General features: G+C 71.1%; 18 protein-coding genes. 8 read left to right on the top strand and 10 right to left on the bottom strand.

From position 1 onward, the window contains the following. The first annotated feature begins 59 nt into the window (after positions 1–59). The 5 genes from QZH52_RS16725 (at position 60) to QZH52_RS16705 (ending at position 3,539) form a co-directional block, all read left to right on the top strand. Positions 60–845: a UPF0149 family protein gene (locus tag QZH52_RS16725; RefSeq protein ID WP_301810993.1), complete on the top strand. Its 786-nt coding sequence runs from the start codon at positions 60–62 to the stop codon at positions 843–845. Between the two features lie 55 nt (positions 846–900). Then, a complete protein-coding gene (locus QZH52_RS16720; RefSeq protein ID WP_301811243.1) occupies positions 901–2,094 on the top strand; it encodes an MFS transporter in 1,194 nt (397 codons plus the stop codon). A 23-nt stretch (positions 2,095–2,117) separates the two neighbouring features. Further along, a complete protein-coding gene (locus QZH52_RS16715) occupies positions 2,118–3,023 on the top strand; it encodes a ketopantoate reductase family protein (protein ID WP_301810991.1) in 906 nt (301 codons plus the stop codon). Positions 3,024–3,076: 53 nt separating this feature from the next. After that, entirely contained in the window at positions 3,077–3,328 is a 252-nt protein-coding gene (locus QZH52_RS16710; RefSeq protein WP_286372029.1) for a DUF3297 family protein, read from the top strand. 64 nt (positions 3,329–3,392) lie between these two features. Continuing rightward, positions 3,393–3,539 (top strand): hypothetical protein, encoded by a 147-nt coding sequence (locus QZH52_RS16705; protein WP_301810988.1) that lies wholly within the window; start codon positions 3,393–3,395, stop codon positions 3,537–3,539. Positions 3,540–3,548: 9 nt separating this feature from the next. Here QZH52_RS16705 and QZH52_RS16700 read toward each other — a convergent pair whose 3' ends face one another. The 5 genes from QZH52_RS16700 to QZH52_RS16680 are packed head-to-tail and all read right to left on the bottom strand — an operon-like array spanning position 3,549 to position 6,129. Beyond that, on the bottom strand, positions 3,549–3,857 hold the full coding sequence (locus tag QZH52_RS16700; protein WP_353506398.1) for a GNAT family N-acetyltransferase: 309 nt from the start codon (positions 3,855–3,857) through the stop codon (positions 3,549–3,551). A gap of 19 nt (positions 3,858–3,876) precedes the next feature. Continuing rightward, positions 3,877–4,365: a nuclear transport factor 2 family protein gene (locus tag QZH52_RS16695; RefSeq protein ID WP_301810987.1), complete on the bottom strand. Its 489-nt coding sequence runs from the start codon at positions 4,363–4,365 to the stop codon at positions 3,877–3,879. An 11-nt stretch (positions 4,366–4,376) separates the two neighbouring features. Then, positions 4,377–4,904, bottom strand: coding sequence for a CinA family protein (locus QZH52_RS16690; protein WP_436411594.1), 528 nt, complete (start codon positions 4,902–4,904; stop codon positions 4,377–4,379). Continuing rightward, the gene (locus QZH52_RS16685) at positions 4,898–5,458 is read right to left on the bottom strand and encodes a phosphatidylglycerophosphatase A family protein (protein ID WP_301810983.1); all 561 of its coding nucleotides are present in this window, start codon (positions 5,456–5,458) and stop codon (positions 4,898–4,900) included. Before QZH52_RS16685 ends, QZH52_RS16690 begins: the two co-directional genes overlap by 7 nt. Beyond that, the gene (locus QZH52_RS16680) at positions 5,458–6,129 is read right to left on the bottom strand and encodes a helix-turn-helix transcriptional regulator (protein ID WP_301810982.1); all 672 of its coding nucleotides are present in this window, start codon (positions 6,127–6,129) and stop codon (positions 5,458–5,460) included. The genes QZH52_RS16685 and QZH52_RS16680 overlap by 1 nt, the downstream gene beginning before the upstream one ends. An 87-nt stretch (positions 6,130–6,216) precedes the next feature. On the opposite strand from QZH52_RS16680, the gene QZH52_RS16675 reads away from it, so the two are divergent. After that, on the top strand, positions 6,217–7,674 hold the full coding sequence (locus tag QZH52_RS16675) for an MFS transporter (protein WP_301810979.1): 1,458 nt from the start codon (positions 6,217–6,219) through the stop codon (positions 7,672–7,674). On the opposite strand, the gene QZH52_RS16670 is transcribed toward QZH52_RS16675, so the two are convergent. After that, complete coding sequence (locus QZH52_RS16670) at positions 7,649–7,918, bottom strand: hypothetical protein (protein ID WP_286519984.1); 270 nt, start codon at positions 7,916–7,918, stop codon at positions 7,649–7,651. The genes QZH52_RS16675 and QZH52_RS16670 overlap by 26 nt on opposite strands. A gap of 125 nt (positions 7,919–8,043) precedes the next feature. Here QZH52_RS16670 and QZH52_RS16665 point away from each other — a divergent pair, with 125 nt between their 5' ends. Together QZH52_RS16665 and QZH52_RS16660 are read left to right on the top strand one after the other, a co-directional pair. Then, positions 8,044–8,658 (top strand): response regulator, encoded by a 615-nt coding sequence (locus QZH52_RS16665; RefSeq protein ID WP_301810977.1) that lies wholly within the window; start codon positions 8,044–8,046, stop codon positions 8,656–8,658. Continuing rightward, entirely contained in the window at positions 8,658–10,475 is a 1,818-nt protein-coding gene (locus tag QZH52_RS16660) for an ATP-binding response regulator (RefSeq protein ID WP_301810975.1), read from the top strand. Before QZH52_RS16665 ends, QZH52_RS16660 begins: the two co-directional genes overlap by 1 nt. Before the next feature lie 7 nt (positions 10,476–10,482). Here the strand turns inward: QZH52_RS16660 and thiL are convergent, their stop codons facing one another. The 4 genes from thiL to apaG all read right to left on the bottom strand — a co-directional run bounded on the left by thiL (position 10,483) and on the right by apaG (position 14,390). Then, positions 10,483–11,451: a thiamine-phosphate kinase gene (gene thiL, locus QZH52_RS16655; protein WP_301810974.1), complete on the bottom strand. Its 969-nt coding sequence runs from the start codon at positions 11,449–11,451 to the stop codon at positions 10,483–10,485. Positions 11,452–11,458: 7 nt separating this feature from the next. Continuing rightward, positions 11,459–12,583 carry a YbdK family carboxylate-amine ligase gene (locus tag QZH52_RS16650; protein ID WP_286510404.1) on the bottom strand — a complete coding sequence of 375 codons (1,125 nt, stop codon included), beginning with the start codon at positions 12,581–12,583 and terminating at the stop codon, positions 11,459–11,461. Positions 12,584–12,642: 59 nt separating this feature from the next. Beyond that, on the bottom strand, positions 12,643–13,911 hold the full coding sequence (locus QZH52_RS16645) for a cation:proton antiporter (protein WP_301810973.1): 1,269 nt from the start codon (positions 13,909–13,911) through the stop codon (positions 12,643–12,645). Between the two features lie 83 nt (positions 13,912–13,994). After that, positions 13,995–14,390: a Co2+/Mg2+ efflux facilitator ApaG/CorD gene (gene apaG, locus QZH52_RS16640; protein ID WP_286519991.1), complete on the bottom strand. Its 396-nt coding sequence runs from the start codon at positions 14,388–14,390 to the stop codon at positions 13,995–13,997. Between the last annotated feature and the right edge of the window lie 24 nt (positions 14,391–14,414).

Genomic DNA, 14,414 nt, shown 5'->3' with positions numbered 1-14,414 from the left:
TCGAAATAGTGGGTCTCCGCAAGCCTTGCTGCATCATAGAGGGCTGCATTTGTAACGCCATGACAACCCAGCCCGACACCCCGACCCCCGCCCCGCTCGAGCAAGCCCCGCTCGGCCCCGACGATTTCGACGCCCAGGACCAGGTCCTCGACGCCCTGCGCGAGCAGGACGACGAGACGCCGCAGTGGGAGTTCTGCGAGGGCTTCATGGCCGCGCTGGTCTGCACCCGGCGCCCGATCGAGCCAGCCGAATACTGGCCGGTGCTGCTCGGCGAGGGCTTCGTGCCGGCGCAGCACATGGAATTCGTCTGGCGCTGGAAGCGGCGCTGGCGCGAGATCGAGACCGGCCTCGACGCCGACGTCGAGTCTCTCGACGACGAGCGCACCTGGCAGCCGGAGGTGCTCGACACCCGCGGCGCGATCGCCGCCCTGCCTGAAGAGGAGCGCGCCGAGATGGCCGGGGAGGCGATCCCGTCCTTCGCCCAGGTCTGGGCGCTTGGCTTCATGTACGCGGTCGAGAACTGGCCCGACGACTGGGCACCGCCGCGCGACAAGGAGGCGGCCGGAATGCTCGACGAAGCGCTCGACGCCATCGTCACGCTGACCGAGGACGACACCGGCAAGCCGGCGCTCTCGATGTACGCCGAAGACGGCCCGCCGAGCGTCAGCCAGCAGCGGGTTGACGACTTCGGCGCCGCGATCTGGGCCGTGTACGACCTGCGCCAGCTGTGGCGCAGCATGGGGCCGCGCGTCGAGACGATCCGCAAGGAGGCGACGCCGGGCCGCAACGATCCCTGCCCCTGCGGCAGCGGCAAGAAGTACAAGAAGTGCCACGGTGCCGGCTGAGACGGCCGCCGCGGGACTGGCGCCGCGGCCGTTGACGCTGCGCGCCGCCTGGGCCATGGTGCTGGCCCTGTGCACCGCCTTTGCGCTGAGCCAGGCCTACCGCACCGTCGGGGCGATCATGGCCAGCCAGCTGCAGGCGGAGTTCAGGCTCTCGGCCCAGGCGCTCGGCCTGTTCTCGGCCGCCTTCCATTTTTCCTTCGGCGCGATGCAGCTGTTCATGGGCATCGGCATCGACCTGCACGGCGTGCGCCGCACCGTGCTGACCGCCTTTCCGCTCGCGATAGTGGGCGCCTTGCTGTCCTCGGTGTCCCAGGACTACGCGCTGCTGGTGGCCGGCCAGGTGCTGATCGGCGTCGGCTGCGCGCCGGCCTTCCTGGTCTGCACGGTGTTCATCGCGCGCCATTTCCCGGCCGCGCGCTTCGCTTCGGTGTCGGGCCTGGTGCTGGGCATCGGGGGCGTCGGCATGCTGATCACCGGCACGCCGCTCGCGTGGCTGGTGCAGGAGCACTCCTGGCGGATGGGCTTCGTCGTGCTCGCCGCGGTCTCGGTGCTGGCCTGGCTGGCGATCTGGCACTGGGTGCGCGAGCCGGCGCGCCCGGGCGGCCAGCCGCGCGAGTCGGCGCTCGCGGCGCTGCGTCAGTTCGGCGCGCTGTTCGCGCTGCCGCACACGCTCGGCATCCTGGTGCTCGGGGCCGTGACCTACGCGGCCTTCATCTCGCTGCGCGGGCTCTGGCTCGGGCCGCTGCTGATCGAGCGCCACGGCTACACGCTGGTGCAGAGCGGCAACGTCGCGCTGATCGTCTCGGTGATCTCGCTGGTCGGCCCGCCGCTGTTCGGCCGGCTCGACCGCGAGGGCCCGGTGCGGCGGCGCCGCATCATCGGCTGCAGCCTGGCCTATGCGGCGTTGTTCGCCGCGATCGGTTTCTTCACCGAGGCCTGGGTCGACGTGGGCGGCACGATCGCGATCGGGCTGCTTTCGGGCTTCATCGTCTGGCAGTATGCCGACGTGCGGGCCGCCTATCCGACGGCGATCACCGGCCGCGCGATGGCGGTCTTCACGATGGCGATGTTCCTCGGCGTGGCGCTGATGCAGTGGGTCACTGGCGTCGCGGCATCCATCGCGGTGGCGCATGGCGCGGAGCCCTTCACCGCGGTGCTGGCGACCATCGCCGCCCTGTTGCTGGCTGCGACCGTCGGGTTCGCGATGCTTCCGGCACCCGCGCCGCGGCCGGGGCGAGTGTCTTCGTAGCGGGTGATCGATCGGAGGTGGGGATGAAGATTGCAGTCATGGGCGCCGGCGCGGTCGGCTGCTACTACGGCGCGATGCTCGCGCGGCAGGGCCACGAGGTCGTGCTGATCGGGCGTGCGCTGCATGTCGATGCCGTGCGGACCCTGGGGCTGCGGCTCGAGACCGCGGACTTCGACCAACGGATCGGGCTGGCGGCCAGCACCGAAGCGAGCGCCGCGAAGGGCGCGGAACTGGTGCTGTTCTGCGTCAAGTCGACCGACACCGAGGCCGCCGGCGCATTGCTCGCGCCGTGGCTCGAGCCGCAGGCGCTGGTGCTGTGCCTGCAGAACGGGGTCGACAACGCCGAGCGCCTGCGCGGCGTGCTGCCGCAGGAGGTGGCCGCGGCGGTCGTCTACGTCGCGACCGAGATGGCCGGGCCGGGCCATGTGAAGCACCACGGGCGCGGCGAACTCGTGATCGAGCCGTCGTCCGGCAGCGGCGCTCTGGCGCAGGCGCTGGCCGAGGCCGGGGTCCCGGTCGAGATCTCTGACAACGTGCGCGGCGCGCTGTGGGCCAAGCTGATCCTCAATTGCGCCTACAACGCCCTGTCGGCCATCACGCAGCTGCCCTACGGCAGGATCGTTGCCGGGGTCGGCGTGGCCGAGGTGCTGCGCGACATCGTGGCCGAGTGCGTCGCGGTCGCCGAGGCCGACGGCGTGCGGCTGCCGGGCGGCCTGGACCTCGCGGTGCGCCGCATTCCCGAGACGATGCCGACGCAGTATTCGTCCACGGCGCAGGACCTGGCGCGCGGCCGGGCGAGCGAGATCGACCACCTGAACGGCTACATCCTCCAGCGCGGCGCGCTGCGGGGCGTGGCGACGCCGGTCAACCGCGTGCTGCACACGCTGGTCAGGCTGCTGGAGCGAAAGCACGCCGAGACGGCGGCCTGACGGGGCCCTGGTGCCGGAGCGGCCAAAATGGAGCCCATCGAGAAATTCAAGACATGACCGAAAACACGCCCCTTCCCCCGCTGCCCGACCATCTGTCGATCGACCCGCGCAGCCCGCACCACGTCGCCGCCGTCTTCGAGCGCGACATCGGCATCCGCTTCAACGGCAAGGACCGTTCCGACGTCGAGGAGTACTGCATCAGCGAAGGCTGGATCAAGGTGCCCGCGGGCCGCACGCTGGACCGCAAGGGCAAGCCGCTGCTGATCAAGCTCAAGGGCAAGGTCGAGGTGTTCTATCAAGACTGAGCTCTGCGCCCTGGCCGTGGCGGCGGTGCTCGCCGCCGGCTGTGCGTCGCGCCCGGTGCCGCGCGTGACCCGGCTCGGCGATGGCGTCTTCAAGTCGCCCACCGCGCAGGATGCCGAGGCCTACTGCCGCAACTTCGGCGCCCCGACCCGCTTCCTGGACGGCGCGGCAGCGCGCGTTCAGGCGGGCGAGGTCAGCTACCGCTGCGACTGACGCCCGGCCTCAGATCTTGAAGGCCCGCTGCACGTCGGGGCGCACCAGGTCCGCGTAGTCGCGGTGCTTGCGGATGTAGCCGGCGATGAACTGGCAGACCGGGATCACGTGCTTGCCGTCGGCCCGGGCCTGGTCGAGCACGTGCCTGGCGAGCGCCGAGCCGACTCCCTTGCCTTCGAAGGCCTCCAGCACTTCCGTGTGGGTGAACATGATGGCTTCGCTCAGCAGGTTGTATTCGCAGTAGCCGGCGAGTTCGCCGCCGATGCGGGCTTCGTAGCGGTGCTCGGCGGGGTGGTCGGCGATCGTGATGTCGGTCATGGACGGGTCCGTGGTGGGGTCAGGGGTTGCGGGCCAGGAAGGCCTGGAGGTTCGCCGCCGCGGTGGCGCGCACCTTCTTCTTCAGCATCGGCGACCAGCCCAGCAGCAGGCCGGGTGCGCCCAGCGCCTGCCGCGACCAGCGCCAGAAGTCGAAGCGGTCGCGCTGGGTGGCGATCAGGCCCGCGGGCGTGAAGGTGAAGCGCGAGTCGATCGCGTTGTCGACGATGCGGCCGGTGGCGCTGAAGAGATAGTGCGCGTCCCAGTGCGCCTTGCCGCCGGCGGCATCGGCCTCGACGTCGCGGTAGTCGAGCTTCCAGACCGAGGCGCCCTTGGCCTGGGTGCCGCTGCAGAGCATCTTCCACATGCCGCCGACTTCGCGCGCGCCGCGCAGCGAGAAGGCCTCGTCGTCGAAGCGCGCGTCCGGCGCGTAGCAGGCCGCCATGGTGTCGGCGTCGAGCCGGGCGAAGGCGTCGTAGAAGCGGCGAAGGGTCTGTTCGGTGGGCGACATGCGGCATCGTATCAAGGGGGCGCCCGCAGCAGCTCGACCAACGTCTGCAGCGCGTAGTGCACCGTGGCCGCGCGCACCGCCGCGCGGTCGCCATCGAAGCGGCGGCGCTCGGTGCGCGTGCGGCCATCGACCGACCAGCCGAACCAGACGGTGCCGATCGGTTTGTCGGCCGAGCCGCCGCTGGGCCCGGCGACGCCGGTGACGGCGACCGAGACCTGGGCCCGCGAGCGGGCGACCGCGCCTTCGGCCATCGCCCGGGCCACCGGCTCGCTGACCGCGCCATGGGCCTCGATCAGCGCGGCGTCGACGCCCAGCAGCTCGCTCTTGGCTTCGTTCGAATAGGTCACGAAGCCGCGCTCGAACCAGACGCTGGAGCCGGCGAGGTCGGTGCAGGCGCCGGCGATCAGGCCGCCGGTGCAGCTTTCGGCCGTGGCCATCATCCAGCCCTTCTGCGGCAGCAAATCGGCGAGCTGGAGCACCAGGGCGGAAACGTCGAGATCGGACAAGGAGGTCGGGTGGTCGTTCATCGGGTTCACCATGCGCGCAAGGCGGCGATCACCAGCAGCGTGCAGAAGGCCGCCACCAGGTCGTCGAACAGGATGCCGAAGCCGGCGGCGCCCCAGCCGGTCGTGCCCGTGCCATCGGCCGACGCCCGCGGCTTGAAGAGCCGGTCGGCCCAACCCACCGGGCCCGGCTTCACGGCATCGAAGAAGCGGAACAGCCCGAAGGCGATGAGCTGGGCCAGCAGCCCGCCCGGCAGCACCAGCCAGAGGATGATCCAGAAGGCGACCACCTCGTCCCAGACGATGCAGCCGGGGTCGGCGATGTTCATGTGGCGGGCGGTCACGGTGCAGGCCCACCAGCCGATCGGCAGCGACGCCAGGATCACCCAGCCGATGGCGGCGCTCGACAGCCAGCGCTCCATCACGAGGAACGCGACCCAGGCCCAGAGCGTGCCGACGGTGCCGGGCGCCCGGCGCGGCAGCCCGGAGCCGAAGCCCAGGGCGATCAGGTGCGCCGGATGCGCGAACAGGAAGCGCAAAGTCGGGCGGAACGGGGGCGCGGCGGCAGGGGAATCGGGAGCGGTTGGCATCAACCCGCAGTGTCGCCCATCTTTGGCTGCGCACCGGTGACCGGCGTGATCCGGTAGACGCAGCGGCGCGCGCCGGCGATCAGGTGTTCCTCGCGGCGCAGGTGCCCCTGGGGCCCGGCCACTTCTCGGAACAGCGCCAGCTCGGAGCGGCAGAACCCCTGGCAGGCCTCGGCGGCGACGCAGATCGGGCAATGGTCCTCGATCAGCAGCCAGTCGTCGCCATCGGCCTCCAGCCGCGCCATGTAGCCTTCCTGGTCGCGCAGCGCGGCCAGCTTGCGCAGCCTCGGCGCCAAGTCGGGCAGGTCCCGGCAGGCTTCGAGGTAGCTGGCGCGGGAAGCCTCTTCGCGGCGGGCGATGAGCTGCTCCAGCCCGGCTTCGCCGAACACCTCGCGCACCGTGTCGACCAGCTGGCGCGTGAGTTCGGCGTGCCGGTCCGGAAAGCGGGCGTGGCCGCGGGCGCTCAGCGACCAGGCCTGGCCCGGGCGTCCGACGCCTGAGGGCGCTTCGGCGACGCCACGCACCAGGCCGGCCTCCGCCAGCTTGTGCACCTGCTGCCTCACCGCCTCGGTGGTGGTCTGCAGCGCGGCCGCCAGCGCGGCCGTCGACATCGGGCCGCGGCTTTTGAGCAGCAGCAGGATGCGATCGGCGGTGGTGGTGGCGCTTGGCGTCATGTTATCCAAGAGTTTACTTGCTTAATTGTGGTGTACTGCTAATATGCAAGTTATTACTTTGATAATTGCCGCCAGGGAGCCGATTGCATGTCCTCGTCGTTCACCGCCGCCCTCCCGCCCCCGACCGCCTCGTGGGCCGAGCTTTTCTCGGGCCGCAACGCGTGGCGCGCGGTCGCCGTCACCGGCGGCGTCGCGTTGCATGCAGTCAACGTCCACATCGTGACCACCGTCCTGCCCTCGGTGGTGCGGGAGATCGGCGGGGTCGAATGGTATGCCTGGAACACCACGTTGTTCGTGGCGGCGTCGATCCTCGGGGCCACGCTCTCGGTGCGCCTGCTGCAGCAGTTCGGGCCGCGCCGCAGCTACCTCGCGGCCTTGGCCGTATTCGTGCTGGGCAGCATCGGCTGCGCCACGGCCCCGGACATGGCCTGGATGCTGGCCGGACGCACGGTGCAGGGGCTTGGCGGCGGCGTGCTCGCGGCCTTGGGCTATGCCTTGATCCGCCTGATGTTCGAGGCTCGGCTGTGGCCGCGCGCCGTGGCGCTGGTGTCGGGCATGTGGGGCGTCGCGACCCTGTGCGGGCCGGCGGTCGGCGGCGTCTTCGCCGAACTGGGGCATTGGCGCTGGGCCTTCTGGGCCCTGCTGCCGGTGGCGCTGGGGCAGGCGCTGATCGCCGGCCTGCAGCTGCCGGCGCGCAGCCCCGGCGAGACGGGCGCGCCACGCGTCGCCCTGCCGATCGGCCAGATCCTGCTGCTGATCGCTTCGGCCTTGAGCGTGGCGACCGCCAGCCTGTTCGACACGCTGTACGCGCAGTTGGGCATGGTGCTCTTCGGGCTGACGCTGGGCCTGGCGCTGGTGCGGATCGACCGGCGCGCGAAGGTCCGCCTGCTGCCGACCGGCGCCTGCGCCCCCTTCACCGCCTTCGGTGCGATCTACGCCAGCGTGGCGCTGCTGCTGATCGGCACCGACACCGAGATCTTCGTGCCGTATTTCCTGCAGACGCTGCACGGCCATTCGCCGCTCGCCGCCGGCTACCTCACGGCCGCGATGGCCGGCGGCTGGAGCGCGGCCTCGCTGCTGTCCGCCGGCCGCAGCGGCCCGCAGGCCGACCGCATGCTGCGCTTCGGCCCGCTGGTCAGCCTGGCCGGCCTGATCGGATTGATGCTGCTGGTGCCGGTGGCGCGATGGGCGCCGGCGGCCCAGGCCGTGGGCATGGCGCTCGCGCTGGGCGCCACCGGCTTCGGCGTCGGCATGGGGTGGCCGCATCTGCTGACCCGGGTGTTGACGCTGGCGCCGCGCGGCGAAGAGAACCTGGCCTCGGCATCGATCACCACCGTGCAGCTCTACGGCATGGCGATCGGTGCCGCGGTGGCCGGGCTGGTGGCAAACGCAGCGGGGTTGACCACGCCGGGCGGCAGTGCGGGCGCGCAATCGGCCGCCGGCTGGCTGTTCGGGAGTTTTGCGCTGGCGCCCGCGCTCGCGGCCCTGCTGGCCTGGCGCTTCGTCGCCGGGCCGACGGTCAGGCCGGCTGGAAGTGCTGGCTGATGCGGCGGGCCACGGCCAGCGGGGTGTTGCGCAGCGCGTCGACGGCGCAAGCGCCCAGGAACAGGCCGTCGAACTTGAGTTCCACCTGCTGGAAGTAGCGGCCCAGGGACTCACCGGCGTCGCGCAGGCAGTGCTCCAGCGCGGCGAAGCTGCGGCTCTCTTCCTGGACCGCGCCGCCCTGGGCGCTGATGCGGTGGCGGAAGGCATCCGGTCCGATGCGTTGGATGTCGATCAGGGGCTTCATTCGGCGTGGCGGCAGGCGGGGGTTCGTCAACGGAGAGAGCTTCGGCACATCGATGGTCGCTCCTGGGGCGCCGCTGGTAAATAGTCCATTTGGACCGGTCCGACTTCGCGCAGAATCGGCGCCTCATGCTCCCGGCCCGCATCCTCCTCATCGACGACCACGCGCTGTTCCGCTGCGGCCTTCGCATGGTGCTCGCCTCCGGCATTCCGGAGCTCGAAGTGGCCGAGGCGAGCTCGCTCGAAGAAGGGCTGCGCGCCGGCATGGACGACCCGGCCCTGGTGCTGCTCGACATCCAGCTGCACGGGCTCAATGGCCTGGAGGGCATCGCGCTGGTGAAGCGCAAGTGGCCCGAGGCGGTGGTGGTGATCCTGTCCTCCGACGCCGGCCCGCACAACGTGCGCATGGCGCTGGAGCGCGGCGCCGCCGCCTTCGTCTCCAAGGCCGACAGCGCCGACAACATCCTGGCCGTGATCGAACGGCTGCGCCGCGGCGAGCCGGCTGGCGCCGCCGCGCAGGCAGCGGCCGGCGAGGGCGCCGGGTCGCCCCAGCTGCTGACGCCGCGGCAGTTCGAGGTGCTGGACCTGCTGTGCCAGGGCCTGCCGAACAAGGTCATCGGGCGCCGCCTCGGGCTGTCGGAGAACACGGTGCGCGGCCACGTGCAGGCGGTGCTGGCGGCGCTGCAGGTGTCGAGCCGCTCCGAGGCCGGCTTCGCGGCGCGCCGCCGGGGGCTGGTCGGCTGATGACGGGGTTCCTGCGCCTGGCCGACGGGCGCACGCTGGTGGAGCAGCTGCGGCTGCAGCTCGGCAATATCGGCAGTTCGGTGGGCCCGACGATCGGTGTCGCGCTGCTGCTGGTCTGGGTGCTGGCCAACGACACCAATGCGCTGGCGCTGCGGCTGTGGGCCGGCATCGTGATCCTGATCAAGCTGTATTGCGCCCGCGATGCCCGCCGCACACTGGCCCGCGAGATCTCGTTCGAGCGCGCGCCCCGGCTGGTCTGGCGGCAGATGGCGCTCAACGGCATCGACGCCGCCGCCTGGGGCGCCCTGGCCTGGGTCACGCTGGGCAGCACCTCGACGGCCGGCAGCATCCTGGTCATCGCGGTGCTGGCGGGCGTGGCCGGCAGCTCGATGTCTTCGCTCTCGCCGGTGCTGCCGGTGTTCGTGGTCTTCGGCACGATCGAGCTGGCCGTGCTGGCCGCCAAGCTGGTGCTGCTGGGCGACCCGGCCTTCAATGCGCTCGGGGCGGCGGGGGTGCTGTACGTGGCGACCCTGCTTGGCCAGGCGCGCAACGGCGCCCGGGCGGCGCGGGCGGCGATCGACCTGCGCTTCGAGAACCTCGAGCTGATCGAGCGGCTGCGGATCGAGACCGGCCATGCGCAGGCGGCCCAGCTCAAGGCCGACGAGGCCAACCTGGCGAAGTCCAAGTTCCTGGCCGCCGCCAGCCACGACCTGCGCCAGCCGATCCACGCCCAGGGGCTGTTCCTAGAGGTGCTGGCGCGCAGCAAGCTGTCGGCCGCGCAGTACGACGCGCTGGCCAACGCCCGGGCCACCTGGCACGCCTCGGCCGAGATGCTCGACACCCTGCTCGACTTCTCGCGCATCGAGGCCGGGGTGGTCGAGCCGCAGATGCAGGACTTCCAGCTGCAGCCGCTGCTCAACCGGATCGAGAACGAACTGGCGCCGCAGGCCGACGCCAAGGGCATCGTCTACCGTTCGCGCGAGACCCATGCGGCGGTGCGCTCCGATCCGGCGCTGGTGGCGCTGATCCTGCGCAACCTGGTGTCGAACGCGATCCGCTACACCGACAGCGGCGGCGTGCTGGTGGCCTGCCGCGCGCGCCGCCGGGAGCTGCTGCTCGAAGTCTGGGACACCGGCATCGGCATCGCGCCGACCCAGCAGGGCGAGATCTTTCGCGAGTTCCATCAGCTCGGCAACGCCGAGCGCGACCGGCGCAAGGGCCTGGGGCTGGGCCTGGCGATCGCCCAGGGCCTGGCGCGCGCGCTCGGCCACTCGCTGTCGCTGGTGTCGGTGCCGGGGCGCGGCAGCGTGTTCAGGCTGGCACTGCCGATGGCGCAGGCGGGCGTGGCCAGCGGCGGCCTAGAGGCGGCGGCCGGGCATGCGCGCGTGTTCGACGTGCGGGTGCTGGTGATCGACGACGACGAAGCGGTGCGCGCCGGCATGAAGCAGTTGCTGACCGCCTGGGGCTGCGAATGCGACGTCGCCGATTCGATCGAGGACGCCCAGGCGCTCGCCCGGGCCCATCCGCCGGGCCTGGTCATCAGCGACTACCGGCTGCGCGAGCTGCGCACCGGCGCCGAGGCCATCGCCGCGCTGCGCGCCGAGTTCGGCGAGCAGCTGCCGGCGCTGCTGATCACCGGCGACACGGCGCCGCAGCGGCTGCGCGAGGCCCGTGCCAGCGGCGTGCCGCTGCTGCACAAGCCGGTGTCGCCGAACGAGCTGTACCGGGGCTTGACCTGCGTGCTGAACGATCTCGAGATCGATTCGGCGTTCGCGGTGCTGGAGGCGGTGCCGGTGCAGACCCGGCGCCGCGCCTGACCGTGCTTCAGGCGAAGTGGTCGAACGACGCGAAGCGCTGCGTCACGGCCGCGCCTTGCGCATCGACCAGCCGCAGTCCCGCTTCGGCCTCGATGGCGCCGATGCGCGTGACCGGCGTCGCGCTGGCGCGGCCCGCCTGCTCGACCGCGGCGCGCGCCGCCGGCGGCGCGGTGAACGCGAGTTCGTAGTCGTCGCCGCCGGCCAGTGCGCAGAGGCGCCGAAGGTCGATATCCAGGCCTGTCGAATCACCGGTCGCCAGCAGTTTCGCGGCGGCATCGGCGTCGAGCCGCGCACCGACGCCGCTGGCTTTCAGAATGTGCCCGAGGTCGCCCACCAGCCCGTCGCTGATGTCGACCGCCGCCGTGGCGATGCCGCGCAGCGCCATGCCGAGCGCGACCCGCGGCGTCGGCTGCTCCATGCGGCCGCGCGCCAGTTCGAATGAATCGGCCGGCAGCGCCAGGGTGCCGCGAAAGACCTCGAGCGCCAGCCGCGCATCGCCCAGCGTGCCGCTGACCCAGACATCGTCGCCGGCGCGCGCGCCCGAGCGCAGCAGCGCCGCGCCGGCCGGCACCTCACCGAACACCGTGATACAGAGGTTGAGCGGGCCGCGCGTGGTGTCTCCACCGACCAGCTCGCAGCCGTGCGCATCGGCCAGCGCGAACAGGCCGCGCGAGAAGCCCTCCAGCCAGGCCGCGTCGACCGCCGGCAGCGAGAGCGCCAGCGTGAAGGCCAGCGGCCTGGCGCCACAGGCCGCCAGGTCGCTGAGGTTGACCGCCAGCGCCTTGTGGCCGAGGCGCGCCGGGTCGACCGTCGACAGGAAGTGCCGCCCCTCGACCAGCATGTCGGTGGACACCGCGAGCTGCATGCCCGCGGCCGGCGCCAGCAGGGCGCAGTCGTCGCCGACGCCCAGCGGCGAGCGCCGCGCGGGGCGCGTGAAGTAGCGCGCGATGAGATCGAATTCGCCGGTGCCGCTCATGCCGTGCTCACACCGTCGTGCTGCGGAAGCGCAGCGCCGCCTGCCGCACCACCTCGGCCAGCAGGCGTTCCTTGCCCTGCTTCTCGCGCAGCCAGCGGGCGTCGTTGCGGTTGGCCTCGACGCTGGTGCGCAGCTCGCCGAGCGCCTGCGTGGCGTTAAGGGCTTCGCTATGCCATTCGAGCTGCGTCATGGTCATGAGGATATGGTCGCGCAGCGGCATGTGCTCGCCGCTGGCCGGGTCGACATACAGCGCATCGAGGCCGAAGCGGCAGGCCTGGAAGCGGTTGTAGGTGTAGACCAGGTAGTCGTCTTCGGTCGGCGTGAAGGGCTGCTCCTGCAGGAACCAGGCGGCCAGCGACTGCACGTAGCCCGCCAGCGCGGCGGCGCGCTCCACCGTGAGCGGGGTGTCGAAGACGCGGATCTCGATGGTGCCGAACTCGGGCTTGGGCCGGATGTCCCAGTAGAAGTCCTTCATGCTGCGGACCACGCCGGTGCGGGTCATGCGCTTGAAGTAGTTTTCGAATTCGCGCCACGACAGGGTGAAGGGCGCGCGGCCCGACAGCGGGAACGCGAACACGGAATTGAGCCGGGCCGAATCGAACTGCGTGTCCTGCCCCTGCACGAAGGGCGACGATGCCGACAGCGCGATGAAGTGCGGGATGTAGCGCGACATGCGGTGCAGCATCAGCAGCGCCGCGTCGGCATCGGGGCAGCCGATGTGCACGTGCTGGCCGAAGATCGTGAACTGCTTCGACAGGTAGCCGTACAGCTCGGACAGCTCGCGGAAGCGCGGCTTGTCGTAGATGCGCCGCTCGTGCCACTGCTGGAAGGCATGGGTGCCGCCGCCGACCACCGCGATGTTGAGCTTGTCGGCGTTGCGCACCAGCGCGTCGCGGATCGGCGTCAGCTGGGCGATCACGTCCTGCGCCGAATGGCAGACGTCGGTCGAGATCTCGATCATGCTCGAGGTCATCTCGGGCACCACGCTGCCGGGCAGCGGCGTCTGCGCCATCAGCCGCAGCATGTCCTCGGCATAGGGCGCGAGGTCGTAGTCGTGGGTGTTGACCAGCTGCAGCTCGAGCTCGACGCCGAGCGACAGCGCCACCGACTTGTTGAAGGGCTCGAGCGGCACCACCCGGCTGGCGGGCGTGTTGGCCGGCGAGCCGGTGGCGGGATCGATCGTGCGATGACTCATCTTTGCGTGTCCTCCACGGTGCCGAAGGCTTCGGGGGTCCAGGGCGTGGAGCTCTCGCCGGCGGCGTGGATGGCGACCGTCGCGAGCACCGCGCCGAGCACCTCCATCAGCAGGATCGCCGGCAAGGCGATCTGGGTGATCATCGCGCCCAGCAGCGGCGAGGCGGTGACGAAGGCCGAGGTGATCAGCAGTGCGATCGAGGACAGCGGCGACATCGCGCAGCCGACCCAGAAAGCTTGCTTCCAGCTCGCGCCGCTGCCCGGGTTGGCGATCGCGACGCCGGCGATCTTGGCGACCGCGCGCACGCCGATCACGCTCAGCACCACGCTGGCCACCGGCAGGCTCCAGTCGGCCTGGGCGGCGACGATCGAGACCAGGACGAACATCAGCATCGTGAGCAGCGAGGCCGCGGTGCCGAGCTGCCGCGGCCAGGCCCAGGGCTTGGGGTTCAGCGCCTTCAGCAGCACGCCGCCGATCAGGGCCGCCAGTGGCGCCGAACCGCCGAAGTGCGCCGCCAGCGCGGCCCCGGCGGCGATGATCGCCAGCAGCAGGATCGAGGTGTTCTCGCTGGTCGGGCTCATGACGCGCAGCGCCGAGCGCAGCGACAGCGCCATCAGCCCGCCGACCACGAAGGACAGGCCGAGCACTACGCCGACCGGGTTGAGCTTCTCGAGCAGTCCGGTGGGCGCGTGCTCGATCAGCCCGGCCTGCGCATAGCCGAGCGCCAGCGCGTAGAAAGTGTTCAGGGTGGCGAGCGTCATTGCGCGCTCGGTCACGGGGCCCGAGGCCCGGGTGTCGATCACGACCCGGCTCAGCACCGCCGGCGAGGCCACGATCGCCATCAGCGCGATCGGATTGGCCACCGGGTCGGGTATGCCGAGCCAGTGCAGGGCCCAGAAGACGCCGAAGTAGGTCAAGGTCGACTCGAGCAGGCTCTGCACCAGCACCATCGGGTTGTGGCGGAACCAGCGCAGCGGCAGGCGGCCGCCGGCCTCGAACAGCACGATCGCCACGCCGAGCTCGAGCAGGAACAGGCTGATGCCCTGCAGCGGCCAGATCGCGCCCTCGAAGCCGGCGAAGCCGACCACGGTGCCGACGATCGAATAGCCGACCACCTTGGGCAGGCCCATGTAGCGTTGCACCAGGTGGCCGGCCGCGGCCGCGGTGGCCAGCAGCAACGACCACAACACGGTCGGCAGGCCGGCCGAGGGCCGCACCCACTCCGACCAGAAACCCAGCAGATCATTGGGCAGGAAAGACGTCATCGGTTCAGCTTGAGGGGGGCATCGCCCCCCGCGGAAGATCCAGAGCGCGCAAGGCGTTCATGGCGCGAAAGAGAAAAGCGTGCTCAGTGCAGCACGCGCGAAGTGGGCATGTCGCCCGCGTCGGCTTCCAGCACCAGCGTGGGGATCGGAACGTCGAAGCGTTCGCCGCGCTCGGTGACGAAGAAGAAGCTGCCGTGCATGGTACCGCTGGGGGCCTGCAGCCGGCAGCCGCTGGTGTAGCGGAACGATTCCCCTGGCGCCAGCAGGGGCTGCTGGCCGATGACGCCGAGGCCGTCGACCTCCTGCGTGTGGCCGGAGGCGTCGGCGAAGATCCAGTGGCGCGCGATCAGCTGCGCCGCCACCGGGCCGTTGTTGGTGACCGTCACGGCGTAGGCGAAGGTGTGGACCCGGTCCTCGGGCGAGGACTGGTCTGGCAGGTAGCGTGGCTCGACCTGGACACTGATCGGTAGCGTGGACATCGCAGGGATAGTAACGGAAGGCTC

The sequence above is a fragment of the Variovorax ginsengisoli genome, assembly GCF_030486595.1.
GTDB lineage: Bacteria > Pseudomonadota > Gammaproteobacteria > Burkholderiales > Burkholderiaceae_C > Variovorax > Variovorax ginsengisoli_B.
This window is presented reverse-complemented; position numbering and strand designations above follow the sequence as displayed.